Source organism: Embleya sp. NPDC055664 (assembly GCF_053618075.1).
On sequence record NZ_JBSHGZ010000012.1, the window covers coordinates 153,888 to 177,544 of the forward strand.

Sequence of the window (23,657 nt, forward strand, 5' to 3'; positions counted from 1 at the left end):
CGCGTGAGCCTGGGTCAGCCGGCGCGACCGGTCATCCGCTCGGCCTCGCGCAGGTGCGCGGTGAGCCGTTCGACGATGCGGTCGGACGCGGCCTGGACGGCCTTGCGGGTGGCCCGGCGGTCGGCGTCCTCGACGGCCCGGAAGGGCTTGCCGTAGACCACGTCGATCCGGGAGCGCAGACCCGGCAATGCACCGATCGAGGATCCCCGCGCACCGGTGCCGAGGCAGGCCACCGGGACGATGGGTGCCCCGGAGCGCAATGCCAGATATGCAAGTCCATTGTGCACTGCCGAGAAGTCGGCCTGTCCCCGCGTGCCCTCGGGGAAGACCCCGAGCGCGCCGCCGGCGGCCAGCACGTCGAGCGAATCGGTGATCATCCGGCGGTCCGCGACGCCGCGCTGGACCGGGATGTGGCCGATCCCGCGCAGTATCGGGCCGAGCGCGCCGGCGAACATCTCGCGCTTGACCAGCACCTGCGTGGGTCGCGGGGCGAACGCGAAGAGCATCGGCCCGTCGACGAAGTTGGCGTGGTTGCCCGCCAGGATCACCGGGCCGCTCGTCGGTACGTGCCAGGTGCCCAGCGCGCGCACCTTCCAGAAGCTGCGCAGCAGCGGCTCGCCGATGAAGTGCGCGGCGCCGGCGAGCGGGGGCCTGGGGGGTGCGGGCTTGGCGGGCGCGGGCTTGGCGGTGGTGCCGAGGGTCGCGGTCACCGCACGTGTTCCGCGACCAGGGCGAGCAGGTGGTCGACCACCTGTTCGCGGTTCAGTTCGGTGGTGTCGACCAGGATGGCGCCCTCGGCCATCCCGGCGGGGGCGACCGCGCGGCCCGAGTCCAGCGCGTCCCGGCGGGCCAGGTCGGCCCGGGTGTCCTCGACGCTGGTGGCCTGCGTACCGGTCAGCTCGGCGTTGCGGCGCGCGGCGCGGGCCGCCTCGGAGGCGGTCAGGTACACCTTGACCGGCGCGTCGGGGGCCACCACGCTCGCGATGTCGCGGCCCTCGACCACGATGCCGCCCGCGCCGATCACCGCCCGCTGCAGGTCGACCAGGCGGGTGCGCACCTCGGGTACGGCGCTGACCGCGCTGACCGCCTTGGTCACCTCGTCGGTACGGATCGGGCCGGCCGCGTCCCGGCCGTCGACGGTGATGGTGGGCCCGTCCGGCGCGGTCCCGGAGACGATCTGCGGCTTGTCGGCGGCTGCGGCCACCGCGGCCGGGTCGTGGATGTCGACGCCGTTGGTGAGCATCCACCACGTCATCGCCCGGTACATCGCGCCCGTGTCCAGGTAGCGCAGGCCCAGGCGGGCGGCGACCGCCCGCGAGACGCTGGACTTTCCGGAACCGGACGGGCCGTCGATGGCGACCACGGCGGTCGCGAGCGGCGTACGGGCTTCCACGGTCGCCGACCTTTCACTTGTCTGGCTGCTTGCCGGCCCGGGGGCCGTCACGGGTATTGCCGAACCGGGCGGCGCTGCGGAGGCCGCGGGGCGATAGGACACCGCCCGAGGGTACCGTCACGGATAGCCTTGATCGGTTCCCCCATTATTCCGTCACCCGCCCCTTGGAGTTCCCGTCGTGCGTACCGCCGCCGTGGTCGGCACCGGACTGATCGGCACATCCGTCGCGCTCGCGCTGACCTCGCGCGGGGTCACGGTGTATCTGCGCGATCACGACAGGACCGCGGTGCAGACGGCGGCGGCGATGGGCGCGGGCCTGGACGCGGTGCCGGCCGAGCCGGTGGACCTGGCGGTGCTCGCGGTGCCGCCGGGGCGGATCGCGGAAACCCTTTGGCAGGTACAGGAGTCGCGGCTGGCGCTGAGCTACACCGACGTGGCGAGTGTGAAGGAGCAGCCGCTGGCCGAGATCGCCGCGCTGGGCTGCGACCTCGGGCGCTACATCGGCGGGCATCCGCTCGCCGGGCGGGAGCGCTCCGGGCCGCTGGCGGCGCGCGGCGACCTGTTCGAGGGTCGGCCGTGGGTGCTCACGCCCTCGCGGGAGACCGACACCGAGACGCTCAACCGGGCGCTGGAGATGGTGTCGCTGTGCCGCGCCGTGCCGGTGGTGATGAAGCCGCGCGACCACGACCACGCGGTGGCGCTGGTGTCGCACGCGCCGCACCTGGTGTCCGCGCTGATGGCGGCGCGGCTGGAACACGCGCAGGACACCGACACCCGGCTCGCGGGGCAGGGGGTGCGGGACGTGACCCGGGTCGCGGGCTCCGACCCGCGGCTGTGGATCGACATCCTGGGCGCCAACGCCGAGGCGGTGGCCGATGTGCTGGCGGGCCTCGCCGGGGATCTGGACGCCGTGGTGGGCGCGTTGCGGTCGCTGGCGGCCGACGACGCGGCCAAGCGCGAGGTGGGCACGCGCGGCATCGAGGCGCTGCTGCGGCGCGGCAACGCCGGCCACGCCCGGATCCCGGGCAAGCACGGCGAACCGGCCGCGGTGTACGAGGCGATCCCGGTGGTGGTCCCCGACCGCCCGGGCGAGCTGGCCCGCCTGTTCGCCGACGTCGGCCGCGCAGGGGTCAACATCGAAGACATCCGCATCGACCACGCCCAAGGCCGCCCAGCCGGCCTGGCCGAACTCCAGGTAGCCCCCCAACACGCCGACGCCCTCACCCAAGCCCTACGCAACAGCGGCTGGACCGTACAACGCTGACCCCACCGGCAAGCCAACCCTCCGACGCATAAAAACAACCGAAAACGCTCGAACCACAAACCCAGCCCGTCCGGCGCTTGAGGACACCCGGCCGAAGGCCGAACCGAACCAAACCCGGCCCGGCCGGACAGAAAACGCTCGGACCACAAACCCAGCCCGTCCGGCGCCTGAGGACCAGCGGGCCGCAGGCCGGCCCGCACGCTGCCGATCCGAACCGACACCCCAGCCCGTCCGGCGCGTGAGGACACCCGACCGAAAGCCGAACCGAACCAACCCGGCCCGGCCGGACCGAGAACGCTCGGACCACAAAACCCAGCCCGTCCGGCGCTTGAGGACCAGCGGGCCGCAGGCCGGCCCGCACGCTGCCGATCCGGCATTGCACACAGGCGAACCGACACCCCAGCCCGTCCGGCGCCTGAGGACCGGCGGGCCGCAGGCCGGCCCGCACGCTGCCCGCCCGGCATCGGGCGCAGGCGAGCGGGACACCCAGCCCGTCCGGCGCATGAGGACCCGCGCCCGCTCCGCGGTCAGCGACGCGCGTGGAGACGCGCGGCCTGGCGGGTCAGGTGGTCGCGTTCGGCGAGGTTGCCGGCCTGGTGGGCCGCCTCGGCGTACAGGCGGGCCGCCGTCGTCGGGTCGCCGGCGCGTTCGTGGAGGTACGCCGCCACCGCCGTGTAGCGCGGCAGCGAGTCGTCCAGCGTCGCGAGTATCGCCAGTCCCGCACGCGGTCCGTCGGCCTCGCCCACGGCCACCGCGCGGTTGAGCCGGACGACGGGGTTGTCGGTCAGGCGCACCAGCTCGTCGTACCACTCGACGATCTGCACCCAGTCGGTCTCCTCGGCGGTCGGCGCGTCGGCGTGCAGCGCCGCGATCGCGGCCTGCGCCTGGAACTCGCCCAGCCGGTCACGGGCCAGCGCCGCCTGCAAAATCGTCACGCCCTCGGCGATCATCCGGGTGTCCCACCGGCCCCGGTCCTGCTCGGCGAGCGGCACCAGGCCACCGTCCGGCGCGGTCCGCGCGGCGCGGCGCGCGTGGTGGAGCAGCATCAGCGCGAGCAGGCCCGCGACCTCCGGGTGGTCGATCGCGGCGGCGAGCTGCCGGGTGAGCCGGATGGCCTCGGCGGCCAGGTCCACGTCCCCGGAGTACCCCTCGTTGAAGACCAGGTACAACACCCGCAACACGGTGGCCACGTCGCCGGGCCGGTCGAACCGCACGCCGGAGACCGTGCGCTTGGCCCGGCTGATGCGCTGCGCCATGGTCGCCTCGGGCACCAGGTAGGCCCGGGCGATCTGGCGCGTGGTCAGCCCGCCGACGGCGCGCAGCGTGAGCGCCACGGCCGAGGACGGGGTCAGCGACGGGTGGGCGCACAGGAAGTAGAGCCGGAGCGTGTCGTCCGCCGCGGGCGTGGGTCCCGGCTCCGGCTCATCGTCGACGAGGTCCTCACGCCGACGTCGGGCCGCGTCCGCGCGGGTCGCGTCGAGGAACTTGCGCCAGGCCGCGGTGACCAACCAGCCCTTCGGGTCCCGCGGCGGGTCGGTCGGCCAGACCCGGATCGCCTCGACCAGCGCGTCCTGTACGGCGTCCTCGGCCGCCGCGAAGTCGGCTCCGCGGCGGACGAGGATCCCGAGCACGCTCGGCGTGAGGCCGCGAAGCAGTGCCTCGTTCATGCCGGTGGTCACGTCACTCCGCGATGGTGTGCTGCGAGGCGCTCATGAACGGGCGCACCTCCAGCCATTCGTGGATCGGCTTGCCGCCCGCGCCGGGGGCGGCCGACAGTTCCCCGGCCAGCTCGACGGCGCGCTCGTAGGTGTCGACGTCGATGATCATCCAACCGGCGATCAGGTCCTTGGTCTCGGCGAACGGGCCGTCGGTGACCGGCGGACGCCCCTCGCCGTCGTACCGGACCCACGCCCCCTGCGGGGTCAGCGCCTGGCTGTCGACGAACTCGCCGGTCTCCTTCAGCCGGTCCGCGAAGTCGTTCATGTATCCCACGTGCGCGGAGATCTCCTCCGGCGTCCAACGGTCCATCGGCACGTCGTTGACCGAGGCCGGAGCGCCGCGGTAGTGCTTGAGCAGCAGGTACTTGGCCATGATCGTTCTCCTCGATACCGGTGCGCCCATTGTGGTCGCGCTCACCCCGGGGACGAAGCCGGCCACACGATCTCGACACCACCGACCGAAGAATCTTTTTCCGAACCCGGCGCCCCGCCCCCTCGCCGGGAGGCTTCAGCGGGGTGGGTTCTGTTCGGACCAGCGGCGGCCGAGTTCGGTGCGGAAGTCTTCGCCCCATTGGCTGTTGAGGAGGATTTCCTCGATCAGCGGGTTCGGGGACCGGTCCCGGCGGTCGGAGAGTACGCAGATCGCGATCTGGCGCAGCACCCCCTTCGTGTCGGTCTTGGGGGCCAGCACCACCACGAGAAGCTGTTCGAGCAGCTTGCGGGTGCGCTTCTCGCCCGCGCCGGCCGCCTCCAGACGGTCCCCGAACTGTTCTGCGTCCAGCACCGTTTCCCGCATCGCCCGCATGTCATCCGGATTCCACGCCTCGGGGGCGAGCTGGCGGCGGCGCTGTTCCAGGCGCGTGGTCAACCGGTCCGCGATCACCGGCAACACCCGCAGGTCGGCCAACCGCAACGCGACTGCGAGGGTGACGATGTTGTCGATCGTGGCGATCTCGGTCTTGGCCGCGCCGCCGCCGAGCGCCCGTTCGCGCAACGTCGGCTTGTCCGGAAGGCGCTTGACCGCGCGCCGTATCTTGTTCACCTCGGTGTCCGGAATGCCGAATTCGGCCCACACGCTCCACGGCGCGTTCCCGGCGCTGGTCGGCGGCGCGCCCGGGGTCGGCGGGCTCTCGGGTCCACCGACCGCGCCCGGCTCGGCGCGCGGCTCGGCGTCCGGGTCCGCGTCGAGGTCGTCGTCGGTGTGCGGCAGCGCGGGTATCGGCAGTTCGCCGCGCTCCTCCTCGAAGCCCGGCCACGGCCCGGTGAAAGCGTCCTCGATCTCCTCGAACACCGCACCGTCGTCCGCGTACCAGGTCACATCCGCGGGCTCCGCGCTCGCGGCGGCCGGAGCCGAGTACGGCAACGACGACCGGGGCGGCGACACGGTCGGCGCGGCCCGGGGAGCCGACGGCTCCGCCGGGTAGGGGAACGCCGGCTCCTCCTCGGCCGTGGACACGGTCACCACCCGGGGCTCCCGCTCGCCCCGCGCCGCCACGCCGCCCTGCCGTACCCGCTCCGCCGCGGGCACCAGCGCCTTCTCGATCGCCGGCCCCCTATCCCGAACCGGCGCGGGCGCGGCGGCGGCGCGCGTCGGCGCGGGCACCGACACCGGCGCGGGCTCGAACAACGGCGCACGCGCGGGCGGCATCGGCGCGCCCACCGACGCACTCGACCCCGCACCCGACCCCGCACCCGACCCGGACCCAGCGCCCGAGCCGCGCCGTCCCAACCGGGCGCAGATCTCCCGCGACCGCTCCTCGGCCCGCTCGTGCGGCAGCGGCCGCAGGTCGCGCATGCCCTCCAGAAGCCGGTGGATCCCCGGCCAATCGGTGTCGGTGTACCGGCTCACCAGCAGCGCCGCCGCGTGCGCGTGCACGTCCGAACCGGCCTTGGGCTCCTCCCCCACCACCAACCGGTAGCGGCCCGCCCACGGCTGCGCGTCGCGCGGCCGGCGCGGCAGCACCACGAACCTCGGCTTGCCCGAGTGGTCCAGCGTCTCGAAGGTGGAGAACGTGAAGGACACCGGCACCAGCCACAGGAGCAGGTCGGACAACCCCCACAACATCGGCACCGGATCGATCCCCACGTCCGCCTGCCGGAACGAGAAGAACCGGCCCGGATGCCGCAGCACGGCGGCGACCGCGACCTCCAACAGGTAGGCCTGCTCGCGTGCCCGGCCGCGCAGCCGCTCGGCGTGCCCATCCAGCGCGGCGGCCACGAAGTCCGGGGCCAGCGGCGCGAGTCCGTAGCCGCGCGGGATGTCCTCCAGGGCCGGCTCCCCCGCCCACACGGCCTCCTGGGTGAGCACGAGCGCGGCATGCGGGCCCAGATCGCGGCCGGGGTCGAGCAACACGCGGGCGTTGTTCCCGTCGACCACGTACTCGCGCCGGACCACCGCCGCGCCGCGACCGGTGTGCACCAGCGCCACGCTGGTCACCGGCGCCCCCCGGTCCTCCGCGTCGACCGCCACATGCTCGCGCAACTCGTCGTGCCAGCCCAACAGTTCGTCCCGGGACACGGAGGAGGCGATCGGCCCCAGGCCGCGCCCGCCGAGCAGGCTGTCGTCCTGGCGTCGGTAGACGATCTGGCGGAACCCGTCCGCCTCGGCCCCGGTCGGCGGCTGGTTCCCTCCCGGCTGCGCCGTGCGTGCCGTGCGTGCCGTCATGGCTACGGTCCCGTCCTGTGCGGCATGGTCTGGAAGCTCTCCACGGTCAGTCGCCCCATCTCGAGCAGAAACGGCTCGCGATGGCGGGAGGAACACAGCACGTCCACGAGCACGTTCTGATAATCCGCCCACACCCGCAAAGACGTCCGAAGGGCCCAGACCGTGCCCGCGACGTCGACGGCCAGCGTGGACAGCACATCGGCGCCGAATCTGGGCCGCTTGACCTCGGCCACGGTGAGCCGGGCCAGCATCTCCACCACCCGACACAGCGTCTCCCTCGGGGCGCCGCAGGTGTCGAGGGTGTTGATGTCCTCGTGCAGCCGGCCGAGCACTGTCGCGTAGGTCTGCCTGGTGTGCCGCTCCGGCCGGCCGCCGTCGCCGTAGGCGGGATGCAGGAGCCGATCCAGCCGGTACACCACCGGGGCCAGCAGCGGCGGCCGGGCGAGCAGCAGCGCAACCGCGAGCGAAGCGGAGTCGACCCGGGTGAGTACGTCGCGGAACTCGTTCGTCTCGTGTCCGTTGCTCCGGGCCAGCAGCCCGTCGGCCACCCCCAGCACGGTGTAGCCGTTGCGGGAGGCGCCCAGGCGTTCCCACTCCCCCTGGTCCCACGTGCCGCGCGCGAGTCGGCCCGTCGGGCCGTCGGAGGGCAACACCGGACGGCCGCCCGAGCCGGACTCGGGGCGGGGGGACGCGCCCGGCGCAGGGGCGAGCCGATCCGGGCGGGGCGGCACCGCTGCGTCGCCGCCCACCGTCGGACGGTACGCCGGCATCGGCCCGGCCCGGTTCGCCCCGTCGCCCACCCGCCACGCGTCGGCCTGCCCGGATCGCCCGAACCCCGGCGGCGCCGAACCCGGCTGCCCGGGCCCGGGCGGCGATTGGCCCGGCCGCGCGTACCCCGACGCGGCGCCCCTGCCGTACCGATCCTGCTCGGTAGGGCCACCGGGCTCGCCCGCGGAGTCCGGCTCGTCGTCCTCGCTCCCGTTGATCCAGGTCTCCGTGTAGCCGTTCTCCCACCGCTCGGCGTCGGCCTGAGGCCCAGGCGGCACGGGCGGCACGGGCGGCTCGGGCGGTGCCTGCGGTGCCCGCGTTGCCTGCGGTGCCCGCGGCGGCTGCGCGGCCCGGGGCGGCTGCGGCGCCCGGCTCTCGCGCGGCGCGGCGGCGACCGCCGGTGTCAGCCTGGTCGCGTCCGATTCGAGCGCCAGCACCAGATCGGCGACCTCCCCATACGACGCCCCGTCGGCGCCGATCGCCGTCTCGATCCGGGCCAGCAGCCCATCCACCTCGGCCCACGGACGCGTGCAGTACAGCTGCACCAGCAGCCCGGCGGCGTCGCGGAACACGTCCTGCCCCGGCTGCGGTTCGGCACGCGGGTCGATCCGCAGCCGGTTGGCCGGCTCCGGCGCGTTCGGCCAGCGCGGGACCAGGACGAAGCGCGGCTTCAGCGCCGCGTCGCTGGTCTCGTAGGTGGAGAAGGTCCACATCCCGGGCGCGATCGGCTGCGCCAGGTCGAACACGCCCCACAACAGCGGCACCATGTCCGCGCCGACGTCGTTCTGGTGCAGGGTGAAGGTGCGGCGATGGTCGCGCAGTACGGCCGCGAGCACGACCTCGAGGAGTTCCGGCCGGGCCCGGGCCCGCTCGCGCAGTTGCCCCTGGATGACCGGGTCGAACGCCTCCGGGCGGATCGTGGTGCCGCGCAGCGGTACGTTCTCGGGCACCTCGGCGAGCGGGGTCCTGGACCCGGTGAGCCCGCCGCCGCGCTCCTCGTGCAGCCAGGCGGTGGCCAGCATCGTGTGGGCCGCGACGCTGAGTTCGGGGTCCACCAGGACGTGCGCGTTGGTTCCCGGTCGGTTGCCGGCGTGGACCGCGGCCTCGCGCAACACCAGGGCGTGCCGGTTCTCCAGGCGTACCCGGCAAAAGCTCCAGGCGGGGGTCTCCGGCAGCGAGCGGTCCATCGAGACGTGCTGCTCCAAGCCGCCGTGCCAGTCCCGGAGTTCGTTCAGACCCAGCGACGTGGCGACCGGACCCATACCGCGACCGCCCAGGAGGTGTTCGTAGCTCCAGCGATAGACGATCTCGTCCAGTCGATCCTCTGTGGCGCCCACCCCGTCCGATGCCATCTCACACCCCCACCCGCTCGATGTCGGCCTGATCGAGCATGCCGCACATCGCGAGGATGGACACCACCGGTTCCAGAACCCGGCGCGGGCGGATGCCGCCGGGGAAGTGCCCGTCCCGCTCACGCGCGCCGGTCGCCGAAACGAAGTGCATGGTGCAGCGCCGGAATTCCTCGAACGGGCTGAGCCAGGCGCCGGCGTCGTGCGCGTACAGGAACGAGTACACGTCGCGGCTCTCCGCGTCCGTGCGGGCCGGGTCCACCACCCCGGGTCGGGGCGGCTGCGAGCCCAACCAGGCGTCCACGGGCGGCTCGAAACGGATCAGGTCGGACTTGGTGACCGCGACGGCGACCGGTTGGTCGAGCAGCGCGGCCGTACGCGGCAGCCGGTCCATCACGGCGGCGAAGGTGCGGTCGCCCCGGCGCAGGCCCGCGGTGTCCTCGCCGTCGCGGGTCAGCCGGCGCAGCTCCGGCAGGTCGACCGCGACCACCGGGTCCACCACGAACACGAACGCGTCGGCGGCGGCCAGGAATTGCATCTCCCGGCCGCCTCGGGCCAGGTCCTCGCCACTGACGTCGAAGAAGGCGATCGGCCGGGTCCGCCCGCCGGCGCGCAGCAGCAGCGCGTCGGCGAACTGCACGAGGTTTCCCTGGTGGTTGACCGTGGTCGCGAGCATCTGTCCGCGCTGCAACAGGTCGACCCGGTCCCGCAGGTATTCCTGATGGTGGCCGGCGTCCACCGGCACGTGTGTCACCCCGTATTGGCGCAGCCCGCCGGCGTCGATCTCGGCGATCATCGCGGCCAGCAGGTGGGTCTTGCCGGAGAGGCCGTCGCCGATCAGCCCGACCACCAGCGGCGGTTCGTGGATCATGTAGTTGGTCGGCAGGAAGTGCTCGCGCTCCTCGTCGCCCGTGGGGTTGGGGCAGCGCATGAAGGTGGTGATCATGCGGTCGTGCCGCTTGACCGGGTCGGTGACCGTGCTCAGGTCGACCCGTGCGTAGCGCAGCCGCGCGTCGCGCTCGTAGAGGTCGTTCTCGTTCCAGCGGACCAGGTCCAGGCAGAAGGGGCAGCGCACCACGGGTCGATTCGAGTCGGTGGGATCGGCCGCCGGGGCGCCGGGGGACGGGGTGACGACGGTGATCGTCTCGCTCGCCCCGCGCGTGGGCTCGCGGGTGTCGCGCGGTTCGGTCCGGCCGGCGGACGGGCCGGTGGTCCCGGGCGGGGCGCCGACCGGCCCGGGCGCCTGGCCCATCGCCGACTCCTCGCGCGGTCGGGTGGTCCGGGCCTCCTGACGGGTGCCGAGCGCGTCCAGCCGCTGCCGGATCGCGTTCACCCGGTCCGCCTCGGGCAGCGTGTGCACCTCGGTGGGGACGTTGAGCAGCCGGTGGAAGCCCGCCCAGCCGGAGCCCACGTAGTGCCGGACGATCCGCCGGGCCAGTTCGCGGTGCGGGTCGAACGGCTCGCCGTGGCCGGTCAGATCGACCCGCACGCGCGGCCCGGGCGGACCGGACGGCACCCGGGGCAGCGCGATGAAGCGCGGCGCCCCGTTGGGGTCGTCGAGCGCGTCGTCGACCTCGAAGGTGGAGAACGTCCACGGTCCCGGGAGCAGCGCGGTGAGCAGGTGTTGCAGGCCCCACAGCAGCACGGTGGCGTCCTCGGCGCCGGCCGGCAGCAGGGCCAGCCGGGCCCGGGGGCGGCGCAGCACGGCGGCGACGAGCACTTCGAGCGGGTCGGCCAGTCGTTGGGACTGCTCGTGCAGGTCGCCGGCGGCGACCTCGAAGGCCGCGGCCAGGCGCTCGTCGGGCAGCGGTTTGAGGCCGTAGCCCGGCTGGACCCGGTCCAGGTCCAGTGCCCCGGGCGCGCGCCGCTCCAGCGAGCCCCACGCGAGTGCGTCGAACGGCGCGATCGAGTCCCGGGGGCCGACCAGCACGTGGGCGGAGTTGTTCAGCCGCTGGCGGCGCGCGTCGGCGGAGAACTCCCGGCGGATCAGCGCCACTCCGAGCGGGGTGTCGAGCAGACACACGCTGGACGCCGGGCACGCGGGGTCGCCGTAGTCCATGGTGACCGCCTCGGCCAGCCCGGTGCGGGTGTGCCAACCGAACACCTCGTCGCGGCCCAGCGAGGTGGCGACCGGAACGATGCCGCGGCGCCCGAGCAGCCCGTCCGGGTCCCAGCGGTACACGATCTGATGCAACATCAGCCGACCTCACCTGCCGTCGCGTTCGACTCATCCGATGCGCCCGGTCCGACCCGGCCCGTCACGTTCACCCCATCCGGTCCTTCCCGAAGAGCCGAAACCGACCGGTCCTCGGCGGCTCGCCGGGCCTGCCCGGTGGCTCCGGGGGCCTGGGCGGCAGCACGGGCGGCGGTCGGTCCCGGGTTCCCGCCCGGTGCGCCGGCTGCGGTTGCCCGGGCAGCGGCATGCGCTGCCGTTTGCGCTCCATCGCCGCCTCGTAGCCGCGCCGCCCCTCGGCGAGCGGGTCGTACTGGGCGTGGCCCGCCACGTACGGGTCCGGTTCGCCGAGTCGGCGCAGCAGTTCGGCGGCGCCCGGGCGGCGCACCGCCTCCGCCTCGAACACGCCCTGGAACAGGTCGAGCAGCAGGCCCTGGGTCTCCACGCCGACCGGGACGCGGCCCTGGCGGATCGGGCGTCCGGTGGTGACGTGGTAGGCGACCTGCGCGGCCGACCAGACGTCGTCACGCGGATCGGCCGGCCCGGGCCCGCGCAGCGGCCCCGGCGCGGCCCACATGGCGGTGCCCAGGCTGCTGCGCGGCTCGCCGGCCAGCGCCGCGTGCCCGAAGTCGACCACTTGGAGCCGGCGTTGCTCGCGCTGCCAGCGCACGCTGCTCGGGGTCAGGTCGCCGTGCACGACGCCGGCCGACTCGAGGTAGCGCACGGTACGGAAGATCGCCCGGCGGAACGCGTCCTGCTCCTCGCTGAGGAGTTTGCCCACCACGTCCTCGGCGGGCGGGCAGGGGCTCGCCTCCAGGAGCAGGAACGGCTCGACCCCGTCGAAGTCGTGCCCGGCCACCCGGACCAGCTCGCGCGGATACCCGGCGCCGCCGAAGGTGCGCACCAGGCGCAGCAGCACCCGGATCTCGGTCTCCAGGCTCGCCTCGGCGCCCACCCGGCGCCGCGGGTCCAGCCGCCCGAGCCGCTTTTGCACGAAGACGCTGCCGTCCTCCACGTCGCGCACGTCGCGGATCCGGAACGGCTGCCCGGGTGGGGCCGGGCGGTCCGGGCCGAACTCGACCCGGCGCTCCACCGAATAGCCCTCGGGGTCGGTGTAGCCGAGCTTGCCCTCGCCCGACGGCTCGCCCGCCTGCCCCGTGCCCCCGCTCACGGCGCCCATCCGCCGTCGTACCGGTCGTCACCCGCACCGGGTCGGTCGGCGCCGCCGGCGCTCTCCTCCCAGATCCGCGCGTCGTCCACCGAGCCGGGCAGCAGCGGCAGCAGGCGCAGCACACCGGCCATCCGGCCGCCGCCGGTCCACACCAGTTCGTGCTCGATCGTGTGCCCGGCGCGGCGCTCGCGCAGCGCCTCGCGCACGGCGGGGCGCACCCCGCGCGGGGCGAAGCGCACACTGACGGTGTGCGTCGGCGCGTGGTCGAGCAGGACCAACTGGTCGCTCGCGCACAGTTGCAACATCGAGTGCGCCGCGGGCTGCCCGAGCAGTTCGGCGATGCGGTCTGCGTCGCCGCCGACCGCCTCGCCGACGTGCGGGCGGTCCTGGCCCTGCCGGCCGAACGGCGGCGCGGCCTGTACCCCGTTGTGCGCGAGGTGGTCGGTGTACGCGCGCAGCACGGGCCGCAGTTCGGGCGCCGCGCCGCGCCGGGAGGCCTCCGCCGGGTCGCGCTCCAGGAGCGACCACAGCGGCTCGAACGCGGCATGCAGCGCGTCCACGAGGTCGCCGAGCACGGTGTCGTACAGGCTCGCCCCGGCCGCGCCCGGCGGCGGGCCCGACGGCGGCGCCGGCCGGCCGGGGGCCGAATGGCCGCCCGTGCCGAACGACTCCGCGCCGGGATACGGCGGCGCGCCGAGGAAGCCCGGGGTCGGGTGGCCGCCGGTGCCGAAGTTCTGCGCGGCCGGATCCGGTCCGGCCGGCTCGCCGGTGAACTGCCGCTCCAGCGCGGCCGCATCGTCGGTCAAAAGCGTGGCGCTCTCCTCCAGCAACGCGGCCAGCACGGTGGCCCGGTCCACCGCCTCGCGGCGCGGACCGGCCAGCGCCCAGTCGTTCCACACCGTGCGCACGAGCAGCGCGTGCAGCCCGTGCAGCGCGCGGGTGGCCGCGCCCAGGCCGAGCACGCGCTCCCAGTGCCGCACCCGCAACCGCCAGTCCAGGCCGGGCAGCACGAGCAGTACACCCAGGCCGAGCACCAGGGCCAGGGGCCCGACGCCGGTCGGCGGATCCCAGGCCCGCCCCGCGAGCACCCCGCAGACCGCGCCGACAAGCGCGACCAGGCCGGTGACCACGATCATCGGCAGCGCCTCGGGCGGCAGCACGGCCCGGCCCTCGCGGTCCGGGCGCCGGGCGGTGATCAGGATCGACCCGAGCAGCGCGAGCACCACCGCGAGCCCCCCGCCGACCACGCCGAAGGCGGGCCACAGGGCGGTCAGGAACGCGCCGAGCAGCAGGCCGCCGACGATGCCGACATGGCCGGGGCCGAGCGGGAACGCGGCCGGGCGCAGGTAGCGGGTCAAAAAGCCGTCCGAGCAGCTCTGGTCCACCTCGTGGGCCCGGGCGGCGCCCGCCCCGGGGGTGATCCGGTCGGCGAGTTCGCGCAGCCGTTCGGCCAGCCCGCGCAGCCCCTCGGGACGGTCGAATGCGGCGGCGGTACGGGTGTACAGGGCCGCGGCCACCGAGTTCGCGCCGAGCCCGGGCGGCTCCGGGATCACCACGCCGACCTGGTCCAGCCAGGCCCGCCCGTCCGCGTCGAAGCCTGCCGCGCCCCGGCCCACGGTCTGCCGGACCAGGTCCCGGTAGTCGCGCAGCACGGTCGCCGCGTCGGCGATCTCACCGTCGATCGAGCGCCCGCCGCGCCCGGCCGAGCCGTAGAGCGCGACCGGCGCGGCCAGCACGGTCAGCCGCTGCTGGGCCCGCTTGAACCCCTGCTCGGCATGCGCCCATCGCACCCCGAGCGCCCCGTCCGGCCGCACACACTCGCGCACCCCGCCGGTGGTCGTGGCCAACCCGGCGCCCTGCTCGTCGGCCAGCGCCGCCAACGGCTCCGGCCAGGGTTCGTCGACCCCACCCTCGGCGCCGGCCAGCCGCTGCACGGCGCGGATCCGGGCCCGCCGTACCGCGTCGTCCCGGATCCGGTGCACGAACACGTTCATCCCGGGGGCGGCGATCGAGCGGGGCATCTCGGTCACCCCGGCGAGCACCTGGTCGAACACCTCGGGCTGGCTCAGCACGTCGACCAGCGGCGCGAGCGCGTCCGCGTCGTCGGGGGTGAGCACCACGCCGGGTGCCCGCCCCGGCGCCCACTCGGTGCCCCGGACGTCGCCGACCCACAGCGTGGCCGCGTCGCTGCCGGCGAGCTGGCCGGGCCGGCGCAGCACGATCGAGCCGTCCACGGGCGCGCCGACCGCGACGCACACGACCTTGCTGTACATGCCGGCGAAGATCCGCTCGTACGCGTGCCGGTGCGCCACCAACTCGTCGACGGAGTCGAGCACGAGCACCCGGTCGGCGTCCACGTTGCGGGTCCCTGCGGGCACCCGGGTGCGGGCGTAGGCGGTCTGCACGTCGGCGAAGGTCCGGGCCGCCATCACCGTGTCGTACTCGGTGCGCAGGTCGACCACGATCACCAGCGGGCGCGGGACGCCCGCGCCCGGAACGGCGGTGTCGGTCACCAGCCACCCCCGGGCAGTTCGCGCTCGTCGTGGTCCTCGGGCGGGTCGAGCCGCCGGGTGCGGTCCAGGCCGTCGAGGCGGATCGTGCCGTCGTCCGGATCCGGCTCGCCCGGGCCGGGCCGGTCGTGCGGGTCGTACGGATCCCGCGCGGCGTGCGGGTCGTACGCGTCCCGGGCTCCGCGCGCGTCCCGATCCGCGCGCGGCAGCGCCGGCGGATACGGGTCGTAGGGGTCGTCCCGCCCGGTCCGCCCGCGGCGCTCCGGGGCATCGCGGTCGTCCCGGTCGTCGCGCCGCGGCGCCGGCTTGTCCAGGCTCGGTCGGGTCGTCTCGGGCGGGTCCGCGTCGCGCCACGCGTCCCGGCCGCGCGGCTCCGGTACGTCCCGTCGCTCCCGGTCCTCCTTCTCGAACACCGGGCCATCCGGCTCCCGAACGGGCCGCCACTCGCGCTCCTGCTCCCGCGGGTCCGCACGATCCTCCCGGGGCCGACGCGCCTCGCGCCGCTCCCGGTCCCGGACTTCGTGCTCCCGCTCCCGGTCCTCGCGCACCCGGTCCCGCTCGTCCCGCACCTCGCGCACGTCCCGAACTTCGCGCGGATCGCGCTCTCCGCGAAGACCCCGCACCTCCGGCGCATCACGCACGTCCCGCGCATCGGGCCCGTCCCGCCGGTCCCGCCGATCCCGAAGACCGCGCCCCTCCCGTACATCCCGCGCATTCCGCTCGTCCCACGAATCCCGCTCGTCCCGCACCCGCTCGGGCCCGCGCCGCTCCCACTCCGCACCACGCTCGTCCCGGTCCCGGTCCCGGTCGCGTTCCCGCGCCCGAGCCCGCTCGTCCGCCTCCCGGTCCCACGCGTCGTCGCGCTCGTCCCGCCGGCGGTCCCGCTCCCGGCCGCGCTCGTCCGCCGCGCGATCCCACCCGTCCCCGCGCGCGTCGTCGTACCCCGCGCCCGGGTAGCCCCCGTCCTCCTCGTCCCGATACTCCAGCTCGCGCAACGAGTCCCGGTTGGCGCCCTGGTGCGAGAACGACAGGTCGAGCGCGGCGGGCAGGGTGACCTCCCACAGCCGCAGCAGCTCCTCCGCCCAGCCCCGGCTGCGCTCGGGCAGCCGATCGCGCAGCTCCTGCAGCGTGCGCACTTGGCGCGGGGCCACCTCGTGCACGAAGTGCCGGTACAGCGGCGCCGGTTCGCGCACGCGCGAGCCCAGCCCCTCGGGGTAGGTGAGCATCAGCTGTTTGGCGAACTCCCGCCGCACCGAAGCGTCGTCGGTCAGTGTCCACTCCTCGTAGGCGCGCAGCAGGCTGCCCCACGAGGAGGCCCGGTCGAACGGGCGCAGCGGCAGCTTCATCACCGTCGACCCGTGCGGCAGCCGGATGTCGACCACCTCGGGCGAGGACCGGTCCCCGCGCGCCACCTCGACCTGGCCGTTCCACATCGCGCACAACAGCCGGTGCAGGATGTAGGCCCGATGGCCCTCGGTGGTGGCCAGCCAGTCGTAGGTGAAGCCGAGCCGCTGCCGCCACTTGAGGAAGTCGACCGGATCCTGCCGGTCCAGCGAGCGCGACCACTGCGCGAGCACCTGGCGCACCTCGGGCACCTCGGTCAGGCTCATCGCGCTGCGGAAGAGCACCACCACGATCGACTCCTGCTCGACCGCGCGGAACTCGATCTTGCGGGACGGCTCGTTGGGAATGTTGAGCATCCGTTCCAGGTATTGCCGCACGTCCGCATCGTGCGCGGTGCCCGGGTGCGCGATCAGCACCTTGAGCTCGCCGCTGCCCTCGGGCGAGAAGCCGTTGGGCAACATGCCCGCGAGCTTTTGCACGAACTGTTCCAGGTCCTCCTCGCCCACCGAGGCGCCGCGCTTGGTGGCGGCGCGGGTGAGCAGGTCGCGCACCGGCGGCAGCAGCGGCTGTGCGTTCAGCTCGCCGGCCTGTACGAACAGGGTCTTGACCTGCTGCTTGATCTGGTCGCGCACGTAGGTGACCGCGGCCGGGCCGCCCTCGCGCTCCTCGCCCATCTCGTAGGCGCGTTGCCAGATGCCCGCGCCGAGGAGCTTGCCGACGATCTGCGCGGCGCCGGACGTCTCGGGCAGCCGTTCGCGGTCCACGAAGCGGCGCAACACCTGGCGGTAGAACGACTCCAGGTTGCCCTGCGGCGGCAGCAGGTAGGACACGCCGGAGCGCTGCCGGTACAACTCGCGGGTGGCCCGGGAGAAGTTGGCCTCCTCGGTGTCGCGGTGGTCGTTGAACGCCTGGGCGAGACCGTCCACGACATGCCGCAGGTAGACCATCTTGCGGTCCCATACCTCGGCCTGGGCGCCCCACTGGGCATGCCAGTTGCGCCGCGAACGCCACTCGAACCAGCGCTGCTGCGTGGCCAGCGCACGCTGCACCTCGGGGTCGCCCCACTTGGCCTTGACCACCCCGCCGGCGCGGTCCTTGATGGCGGGTATGTGCGGCGCGTTGACGTTGACCCCGGCCGGCGGGGTGGGCTCGGTGCTGCAGTGCGCGAGCAGACCGGCGACCCCGGGCCGGTCGGCGTCGTGGTAGAGCCGCCGGTCGCCGAAGAGCACTCGCCGGGCCCGGAACAGGTCACCGTCGGCCAGGAGTTGGCGGATTCCGCGAGCGTGGTTGAACTCCTCGGCCAACTGCGCGGTATGCGTGCGCAGTTGCGCCTCCTGTTGACGCAACGCCTGTTCCATCGCCCGGGTTCGGGCGTTGAGCGCCTGCATGATGCCCGCGGCGCCCTTGGCCGGCGCGGGGTCGGCGACGTGCGGCGGTGCGCACAACCACAGTTCGCTCAGGCCCGACACCGACATGAACGACTTGATCTGCTCCAGGTTGGCCTCGGCGGACACCCGCACGTCCGAGGTCAGATCGCGCACCGCCTGGGCGAGCAGCCGACCGGCCACGATGTCGGCGAGTTCGTCCACCGGCACGGTCATCGACGCGACCAGGCTGGTGGAGACCCCGCAGGCGCCGATCCCGCTGGGTGCGGGCACCTCGCGTCGCACACCCTCGTTGATGAAGCTGTCCGCGAACGACTGGTACAGGTCGCCCTGGACGACCGCGTTCTCCAACTCCGGCCCGCCGGCGTTGAGTCCGGTCCCGATCAGGGACATCACCAGCGAGACCACCGAGCGGTGCAGGTCCTCGCGCTCGATGCCGCTGGTGCGGCTGAACAGGAAGCCGGTCTGCACGGTGCCGGCCTTGAGCCGGGTCGACTCCAGACCGGGGTAGCGCACCGCGAGGTTGCCCGCCGGCGCGCCCAGGCCGGTGTCCAACTCCTCCTGCGCGTACTGCCCGTTCTGGTCGTCGACCAGCTGGAACAGGTCGAGCAGCGCACGTCCGGCGTTGAGCACGGCGGGCCGCCCGCCCCCGCGCTCCTCGTCGAACGCGGACGGCATCAGCACCAGCGGGTAGATCTTGATCCCGTCGTAGCCTTGCGAGAACGCCTCGCCGATCAGGTGCAGGTAGTCGTAGAAGATCCCGCACCCGGTGCCGCCGGCGATGGAGAAGGCGACGAACACGTCGCAGGTGTTGCGGTTGTTCTGGCTGCCGCTGAGCGCCATCAGGTGGTCGTTGCCGTTGCTGATCAATCCGACCGCACGGCGCAGCGGGTCCATGGCGGGCGCGAGTCCGTGCCGGAAGGTCTCGAACAGGGCGGCGCGCCCGACGGTGGGCAACTGCCCGGCGCCGCGCCGCAGCGGGGTCACCCGGGGCTCGCCCTCGCGGGCGGGCAGCCAGGGGATGGTCTCCTCCGCCGCGTTGATCCGCAGCGAACGGGCCACTTCCGGATAGGTGTTCAGCGGCGGCACGAGCTGGGTGGTCAGGTGCGCGTTGCGGTCGGCGGCGGCCCGGTGCGCGGGCGGCGCGGCGCGCAACCGCTGCCGCTGCAACTCGTTCTCGTTCAGGTCGGCGTAGACGAACTGGATGCAGTTGGGCAGTTGGTACGGGGCGAGTTGGCCACCGAGCCGCTGCATCAGCCCCGTGCCGTCCGCGCCGCACAACTCCTCGCGCAGCCGTCGCTCGAGTTCGGCTCCGATCAGACATCCGGTACCGCCCAGGCCCACGAACAGCATGGACTGGTGGATGGACATGCCCCTGCGGCCTTGCGCTGCCACGGGCCCTCCTCGAAAAGTGCGTGACGTGCGAGTTCAGGTGCCTTCGACCCCGCGCCGGGGACTAACGCGGTGGTCCGTAGCCGAACGTGGTGTCGTCGGGGCCCGGGTTCGCCCCGGGACCCGAGCCGGGCTCCGCGGCCGGTCCCGAACCGTACGGGCTGTAGGGGTTGTACGGCCGTTCCGCGCCGTAGGTCCCCTCGCCGCCGTACGGTCGCGGCGGCGCGGCCGTGGGCGCGGCCGCGCCGTAGCCGCCGTAGGGGTCGGCGGAACCCCCGCCGCCGCCGTACGGATCGGCGGCACCGCCCGCCCCGTCGGCCGGCCCGGCCTGCACCCGCTCGTCGGCGAAGCCGAGCGCCAGTCCGGGTTCGATCTCGGTGGGGCGGCCCATGTCCAACTGCAGACGTGTACCGAGCGGGGTCTCCACGTCCAGGGTGCCGGTCGCGGCGGTCCGCCGCACGGTCCACGCGGTTCCGGGTTCGTGCTGGTACAGCGGGATCAACTGCGGCGGGAAGGCGGTGGTGTCGAGCTTGAACCACATCGCCTCGGCGCGCTCGTCCAGCGGCCGGGTCTCCACCCCGATCTGCTGCCCGTCGCGGTACAGGCGCAACACGATCGGCCCGATCCGCCGGGCCCGCCCGCGCCGCTTGGCGAGGTAGCCGAACAGGCCGAGCAGCAGCGCGATCAGCACGACGGCCCCGATCACCAGCCACAGGTACCGGTCCCAAAAGCCCGGCGGCGGCTCGACCGTGATGGTGCGGGTGGTGTCGGCGAGGACCTTGTCGCCGTCACTGGTGTCCACCACCCGGACCCGGCCGGTGTGGTCGCCCTTGGCGATGTTGTCGCCGAAGGTCAGCTTGAAGCCGAACGCGTCGGAGCCGGCGCTCACCCGCTGCTCGCCGCCGGTGATCCGCATGCCGACGTTCGGCGGGAAGTCGGCGACCACCCGCAGGGTGTGCGGCTTGCCGTCGGTGACCTTCCACTGCACGGTGCCGGCGACGCTGCCGCCGGGTTCGATGGTGGTGTCGCCCCATTTGAGTTCGACGCCCACGGCCGCCGGGCCCTGGCCCAGGGTGACCGTCTTGACCTCCTGGGCGCCGGTCACGCCGGGCGCGGTGATGGTGCCGGTGAAGCGCACATCGCCCGCGGTGCCGCCGGGGATGCGGTAGTCGCTGTAGAACTCGCCCTTGTCACCGGCCTTGAGCTGGATGTCGGCCTTGAGGCCGGCCCCCTCGACGTGCCCGGCCACCGTGACGCCCTTGAGCGCGGCGGGATCGGTGAGGTTCTTCTCCCGGGTCTGGAGGAAGACGCTGAACCGGACCGATTCGCCCACGCTCGGCTGCGGCGGGTTGAGCTGCACGTAGGACTTGACCACGCCCTGCCACAACGCCGCCGCGCTGACCGGCCCGGATGCGCCGGCGCGCGCCTTGAGGTGGATCCGCCACTTGCCGGCGATCGGGTCGGACACCCGCAGCGTCTCGGTCCGCGAACCCTGTCCGCGCCGCTCGGTGCCCGGCGCGGCGTCGACCTGCTTGCCGTCGGGGTCGAAGAAGGTGGCGTCGATGTCCGGGTTGGCCTTCTGTACCTGGATGACCACGTCGGTGGCGATCGCGGGGATCGTCACCTCCAGGTCGGCCTCGCCGTTGACGTCGGTCGAGGCGGTCTGGGTCACCCCGGCGCAGCGCGCGCTGCCGAACGCCTTGCGCAGCGTCTGGACGACCTCGCCCGAATCCTTGATCACCGACGCCTTCGGCGCGTCCTCGGGGCGGGCCGAGCAGAAGGATGGCGCCCCGCCGCTCGCGATCCGGTTCAGCTGCGCGGTGTCGATCCCGGCGCCGAAACCCAGTGGCCAGATCTGTACGCCCGCCGCCTTGGCCTCGGCCAGCGCACTGGTCAGCGCCTTGTCCAACTCGCCCGGGATCCGCGCGGCGTCGGCGCCGTAGCCCTCGTTCGGCTGCACGGACATCGCGCCGTCGGTGGTGATGAACAAGACCTTGGGCTGCCCGGCCGGCGCGGAGCGGAGCATGCTCACGCCCTGCTTGATCGCGGCCGGGATGTCGGTGTTGTTGCCCTCCTGGTCGGTGCGCGGGCGCAGTTTGCCGGCGCACCCGGCCGCGGCCGGGTCGGACACCGGGATCATCGGACAGACCACGTCCACCGCGGGCTTGAATCCGGCGCCGCTGCCGAAGCCGACCATGCCGACCCGGGATTCGGGCGAGAGTTCGCCGATCGCGGCGAGGCCGGCGGCGTCCTTCTCCCGGTCCAGATCGGAGCCCTTGAGACTGCCGGACTCGTCGACCAGGACCACATAGGAGATCGGCGCGACCTTGAGGTTGGGATCTCCCCCCGGCGGGTCGGCGGCGCGGGCGGCGCCGGGCAGGAGCGCGAGTACGAGCGCGCCGAGCACGATCGCTCCGGCCGACCGTCGTGAACGCCGTGTGGAGGGCGCCGGCCGCGGCGCTCCCCGGCGGACAGGCAGCACCACTGTGGCGTCCCCCCTGCTGTCGGCCCCGCCGTGCGCGGGGCACACCTCGGGTGTTCGGCAACGTTCTAGCAGCTGTGCGGGGGGTCGCGGGCACCGTTCGCGATCACTGGAACACGCCCGGTTCCGAACCGTTATCGGCCACTACCCCCCGTGCGGGCTTCCACGATGCACCATCCCACCGTCCGGCGGAACCGAATCGGCCAGATACGAACAACGGCCGCAGCGGTTCCACCCGGAAGTGGAACTGCCGCGGCCGTCAGGGCAGTTGGCTGCCCGTGCCGATGGCGCCGGCCAGGGCCTAGAGGTCGACCTGGCGGAACAACAGCCCGATCTCGTCGTTGGACAACCGGCGGGTGCGGCCGGGCTTTTGGTCGCCGAGCTGGATCGGGCCGAACTGCGTGCGCACCAGGCGCTCGACGGGGAAGCCCAGTTCGGCCAGCATGCGCCGGACGATGTGCTTGCGGCCCTCGTGCAGGACCACCTCGACGAGGTAGTTGTTGCCGACGCTGTCCACGATCCGGAAGCTGTCGGCGCGCGCGACGCCGTCCTCCAGTTCGACCCCGTCCTTGAGCCGCTTGCCCAGGTCGCGCGGGATCGGGCCCTGGATCGAGGCGAGGTAGGTCTTGCGCACCTCGTAGCGGGGGTGGGTGAGCCGGTTGGACAGCTCGCCGTGGTTGGTGAGCAGGATCAGGCCCTCGGTCTCGGTGTCCAGCCGACCGACGTGGAACAGGCGCTGCTCGAACTCGGTGATGTAGTCGGCGAGGGTGAACCGGCCGTCCGGGTCGTACATGGTGGAGACCACGCCGGTCGGCTTGTTGAACGCGATGTAGGTCTCGGCGGGGCGGGTGGGGATGCGCATCCCGTCGACCTTGATCTCCACCGTGTCCGGGTCGACCCGCATGCCCTGCTCGGTGACCCGCTCGTCGTTGACCTGGACCCGGCCCGCGTCGATCAGGTTCTCGCAGTGCCGGCGGCTGCCGATGCCCGCGTCGGCCATCACCTTCTGCAGCCGCACGCCCTCCTGCTTCTCCCGCTCGTTGCGCTCGGTGTTGCGCATCGTGGTGGGCCGGCGGTCGGGGCGACCCGTGCTCGCCGAGGGGCGGCGGTCCTTGCCGCCCGCGGCGCCCGACTTCGGCTGCCCACCCGCGCCGCCGCGACGGTTGTCGTCGGCGACCCGCCGGGGCTGCGGAGTGTTGCTGCCGCGCCCGGTGCCCCCGCGCTTGTTCACCGAGCGTTCCTTGCCTCGGTCGTTGCCGCCGGAGCCTTGCCTGTTGGTGGGTGCCATCAATCTTCCGTAGTCGTCTCGCCGTCGTCGGGATCGGTGTGCACCGCCCCGGTATCCCTCCCAGTATCCCCGCTCCGCGCAAGCGGGTACGCCGCGCGGGTCGGCAGCAGCTCCGGACTGGCCCCGCCCTCGGCCTCCAGGGCCTCGATCTCGGGCAGGAAGGGGGCCAATTCCGGCAACTCGTCCAGCGAACGCAGGCCCATCCGCTCCAGAAAGTATTCGGTGGTGCGGTACAGCGTGGCCTGGGTCTCGTACTCGACCCCGTACTCCTCGACCAGCCCGCGCGCCAGCAGCGTGCGCATCACCCCGTCGCAGTTGACCCCGCGCACCGCGGCGATCCGGCCGCGGCTGACCGGCTGGCGGTAGGCGACCACGGCCAGCGTCTCCAGGGCGGCCTGGGTGAGCCGGGACTGCTGCCCGTCCAGGACGAAGCGCTCGACCGCGGCGGCGTGCTCGGGACGGCTGTAGAAGCGCCAGCCGCCGGCCACCTCGCGCAGGTCGAAGCCGCGCCCCTGGGTGGTGTACTCCAGGGCCAGCGTGCGCAGCGTGGCGGCCACCTCGCGCAGGGGGTGTTCCAGCACCTCGGCGAGCAGGTGTTCGGACACCGGCTCCTGGACCACCATCAGGACGGCCTCCAGGGCCGCCGCGAGCGGACTGTCGGACACCGGGAGGGTGGGAGGCGGGGTCTTGGCCCGCGCAGCCCGGGGAGCGGGCACCGCGGCCTCGACGGGCGCCGGCGGCGGATCGTGCTCGGG

At 73.8% G+C, this 23,657-nt stretch carries 14 protein-coding genes; 1 reads left to right on the forward strand and 13 read right to left on the reverse strand.

Going from position 1 to position 23,657, the window contains the following annotated elements:
* Positions 1 to 14: 14 nt before the first annotated feature.
* Positions 15 to 710 (reverse strand): lysophospholipid acyltransferase family protein, encoded by a 696-nt coding sequence (locus ACWGR4_RS21705; RefSeq protein WP_452131710.1) that lies wholly within the window; start codon positions 708 to 710, stop codon positions 15 to 17.
* The gene (gene cmk, locus ACWGR4_RS21710) at positions 707 to 1,393 is read right to left on the reverse strand and encodes a (d)CMP kinase (RefSeq protein WP_380008453.1); all 687 of its coding nucleotides are present in this window, start codon (positions 1,391 to 1,393) and stop codon (positions 707 to 709) included. The genes ACWGR4_RS21705 and cmk overlap by 4 nt, the downstream gene beginning before the upstream one ends.
* 178 nt (positions 1,394 to 1,571) lie before the next feature.
* On the opposite strand from cmk, the gene ACWGR4_RS21715 reads away from it, so the two are divergent.
* On the forward strand, positions 1,572 to 2,657 hold the full coding sequence (locus tag ACWGR4_RS21715; protein WP_452131711.1) for a prephenate dehydrogenase: 1,086 nt from the start codon (positions 1,572 to 1,574) through the stop codon (positions 2,655 to 2,657).
* A 527-nt stretch (positions 2,658 to 3,184) separates the two neighbouring features.
* On the opposite strand, the gene ACWGR4_RS21720 is transcribed toward ACWGR4_RS21715, so the two are convergent.
* The 11 genes from ACWGR4_RS21720 to scpB all read right to left on the reverse strand — a co-directional run bounded on the left by ACWGR4_RS21720 (position 3,185) and on the right by scpB (position 23,525).
* Positions 3,185 to 4,324: an RNA polymerase sigma factor gene (locus ACWGR4_RS21720; RefSeq protein WP_452131721.1), complete on the reverse strand. Its 1,140-nt coding sequence runs from the start codon at positions 4,322 to 4,324 to the stop codon at positions 3,185 to 3,187.
* Positions 4,325 to 4,337: 13 nt separating this feature from the next.
* Positions 4,338 to 4,748, reverse strand: coding sequence for a YciI family protein (locus ACWGR4_RS21725; protein ID WP_380008459.1), 411 nt, complete (start codon positions 4,746 to 4,748; stop codon positions 4,338 to 4,340).
* 135 nt (positions 4,749 to 4,883) lie between these two features.
* Positions 4,884 to 7,040, reverse strand: coding sequence for a hypothetical protein (locus ACWGR4_RS21730; protein WP_452131712.1), 2,157 nt, complete (start codon positions 7,038 to 7,040; stop codon positions 4,884 to 4,886).
* Positions 7,041 to 7,042: 2 nt separating this feature from the next.
* Positions 7,043 to 9,160, reverse strand: coding sequence for a hypothetical protein (locus tag ACWGR4_RS21735; RefSeq protein WP_452131713.1), 2,118 nt, complete (start codon positions 9,158 to 9,160; stop codon positions 7,043 to 7,045).
* Between the two features lies 1 nt (position 9,161).
* A complete protein-coding gene (locus ACWGR4_RS21740; RefSeq protein ID WP_452131714.1) occupies positions 9,162 to 11,354 on the reverse strand; it encodes a TRAFAC clade GTPase domain-containing protein in 2,193 nt (730 codons plus the stop codon).
* Between the two features lie 67 nt (positions 11,355 to 11,421).
* Entirely contained in the window at positions 11,422 to 12,501 is a 1,080-nt protein-coding gene (locus ACWGR4_RS21745) for a protein kinase domain-containing protein (protein ID WP_452131715.1), read from the reverse strand.
* Positions 12,498 to 15,014 carry a hypothetical protein gene (locus ACWGR4_RS21750; protein ID WP_452131716.1) on the reverse strand — a complete coding sequence of 839 codons (2,517 nt, stop codon included), beginning with the start codon at positions 15,012 to 15,014 and terminating at the stop codon, positions 12,498 to 12,500. The genes ACWGR4_RS21745 and ACWGR4_RS21750 overlap by 4 nt, the downstream gene beginning before the upstream one ends.
* Complete coding sequence (locus ACWGR4_RS21755; protein WP_452131717.1) at positions 15,011 to 19,135, reverse strand: tubulin-like doman-containing protein; 4,125 nt, start codon at positions 19,133 to 19,135, stop codon at positions 15,011 to 15,013. Before ACWGR4_RS21755 ends, ACWGR4_RS21750 begins: the two co-directional genes overlap by 4 nt.
* A 61-nt stretch (positions 19,136 to 19,196) precedes the next feature.
* A complete protein-coding gene (locus tag ACWGR4_RS21760; protein ID WP_452131718.1) occupies positions 19,197 to 21,539 on the reverse strand; it encodes a VWA domain-containing protein in 2,343 nt (780 codons plus the stop codon).
* 376 nt (positions 21,540 to 21,915) lie between these two features.
* Positions 21,916 to 22,902: a pseudouridine synthase gene (locus tag ACWGR4_RS21765; RefSeq protein ID WP_380008482.1), complete on the reverse strand. Its 987-nt coding sequence runs from the start codon at positions 22,900 to 22,902 to the stop codon at positions 21,916 to 21,918.
* A complete protein-coding gene (gene scpB, locus ACWGR4_RS21770; RefSeq protein WP_452131722.1) occupies positions 22,902 to 23,525 on the reverse strand; it encodes an SMC-Scp complex subunit ScpB in 624 nt (207 codons plus the stop codon). The genes ACWGR4_RS21765 and scpB overlap by 1 nt, the downstream gene beginning before the upstream one ends.
* Positions 23,526 to 23,657: the final 132 nt, after the last annotated feature.

Excerpts from the sequence above, each read along its gene's own strand:
- ACWGR4_RS21720 (WP_452131721.1), bottom strand. The coding sequence starts at position 4,324 with ATGAACGAGGCACTGCTTCGCGGCCTCACGCCGAGCGTGCTCGGGATC.
- ACWGR4_RS21725 (WP_380008459.1), bottom strand. The coding sequence starts at position 4,748 with ATGGCCAAGTACCTGCTGCTCAAGCACTACCGCGGCGCTCCGGCCTCG.
- ACWGR4_RS21730 (WP_452131712.1), bottom strand. The coding sequence starts at position 7,040 with ATGACGGCACGCACGGCACGCACGGCGCAGCCGGGAGGGAACCAGCCG.
- ACWGR4_RS21735 (WP_452131713.1), bottom strand. The coding sequence starts at position 9,160 with ATGGCATCGGACGGGGTGGGCGCCACAGAGGATCGACTGGACGAGATC.
- ACWGR4_RS21740 (WP_452131714.1), bottom strand. The coding sequence starts at position 11,354 with ATGTTGCATCAGATCGTGTACCGCTGGGACCCGGACGGGCTGCTCGGG.
- ACWGR4_RS21765 (WP_380008482.1), bottom strand. The coding sequence starts at position 22,902 with ATGGCACCCACCAACAGGCAAGGCTCCGGCGGCAACGACCGAGGCAAG.
- scpB (WP_452131722.1), bottom strand. The coding sequence starts at position 23,525 with ATGGTGGTCCAGGAGCCGGTGTCCGAACACCTGCTCGCCGAGGTGCTG.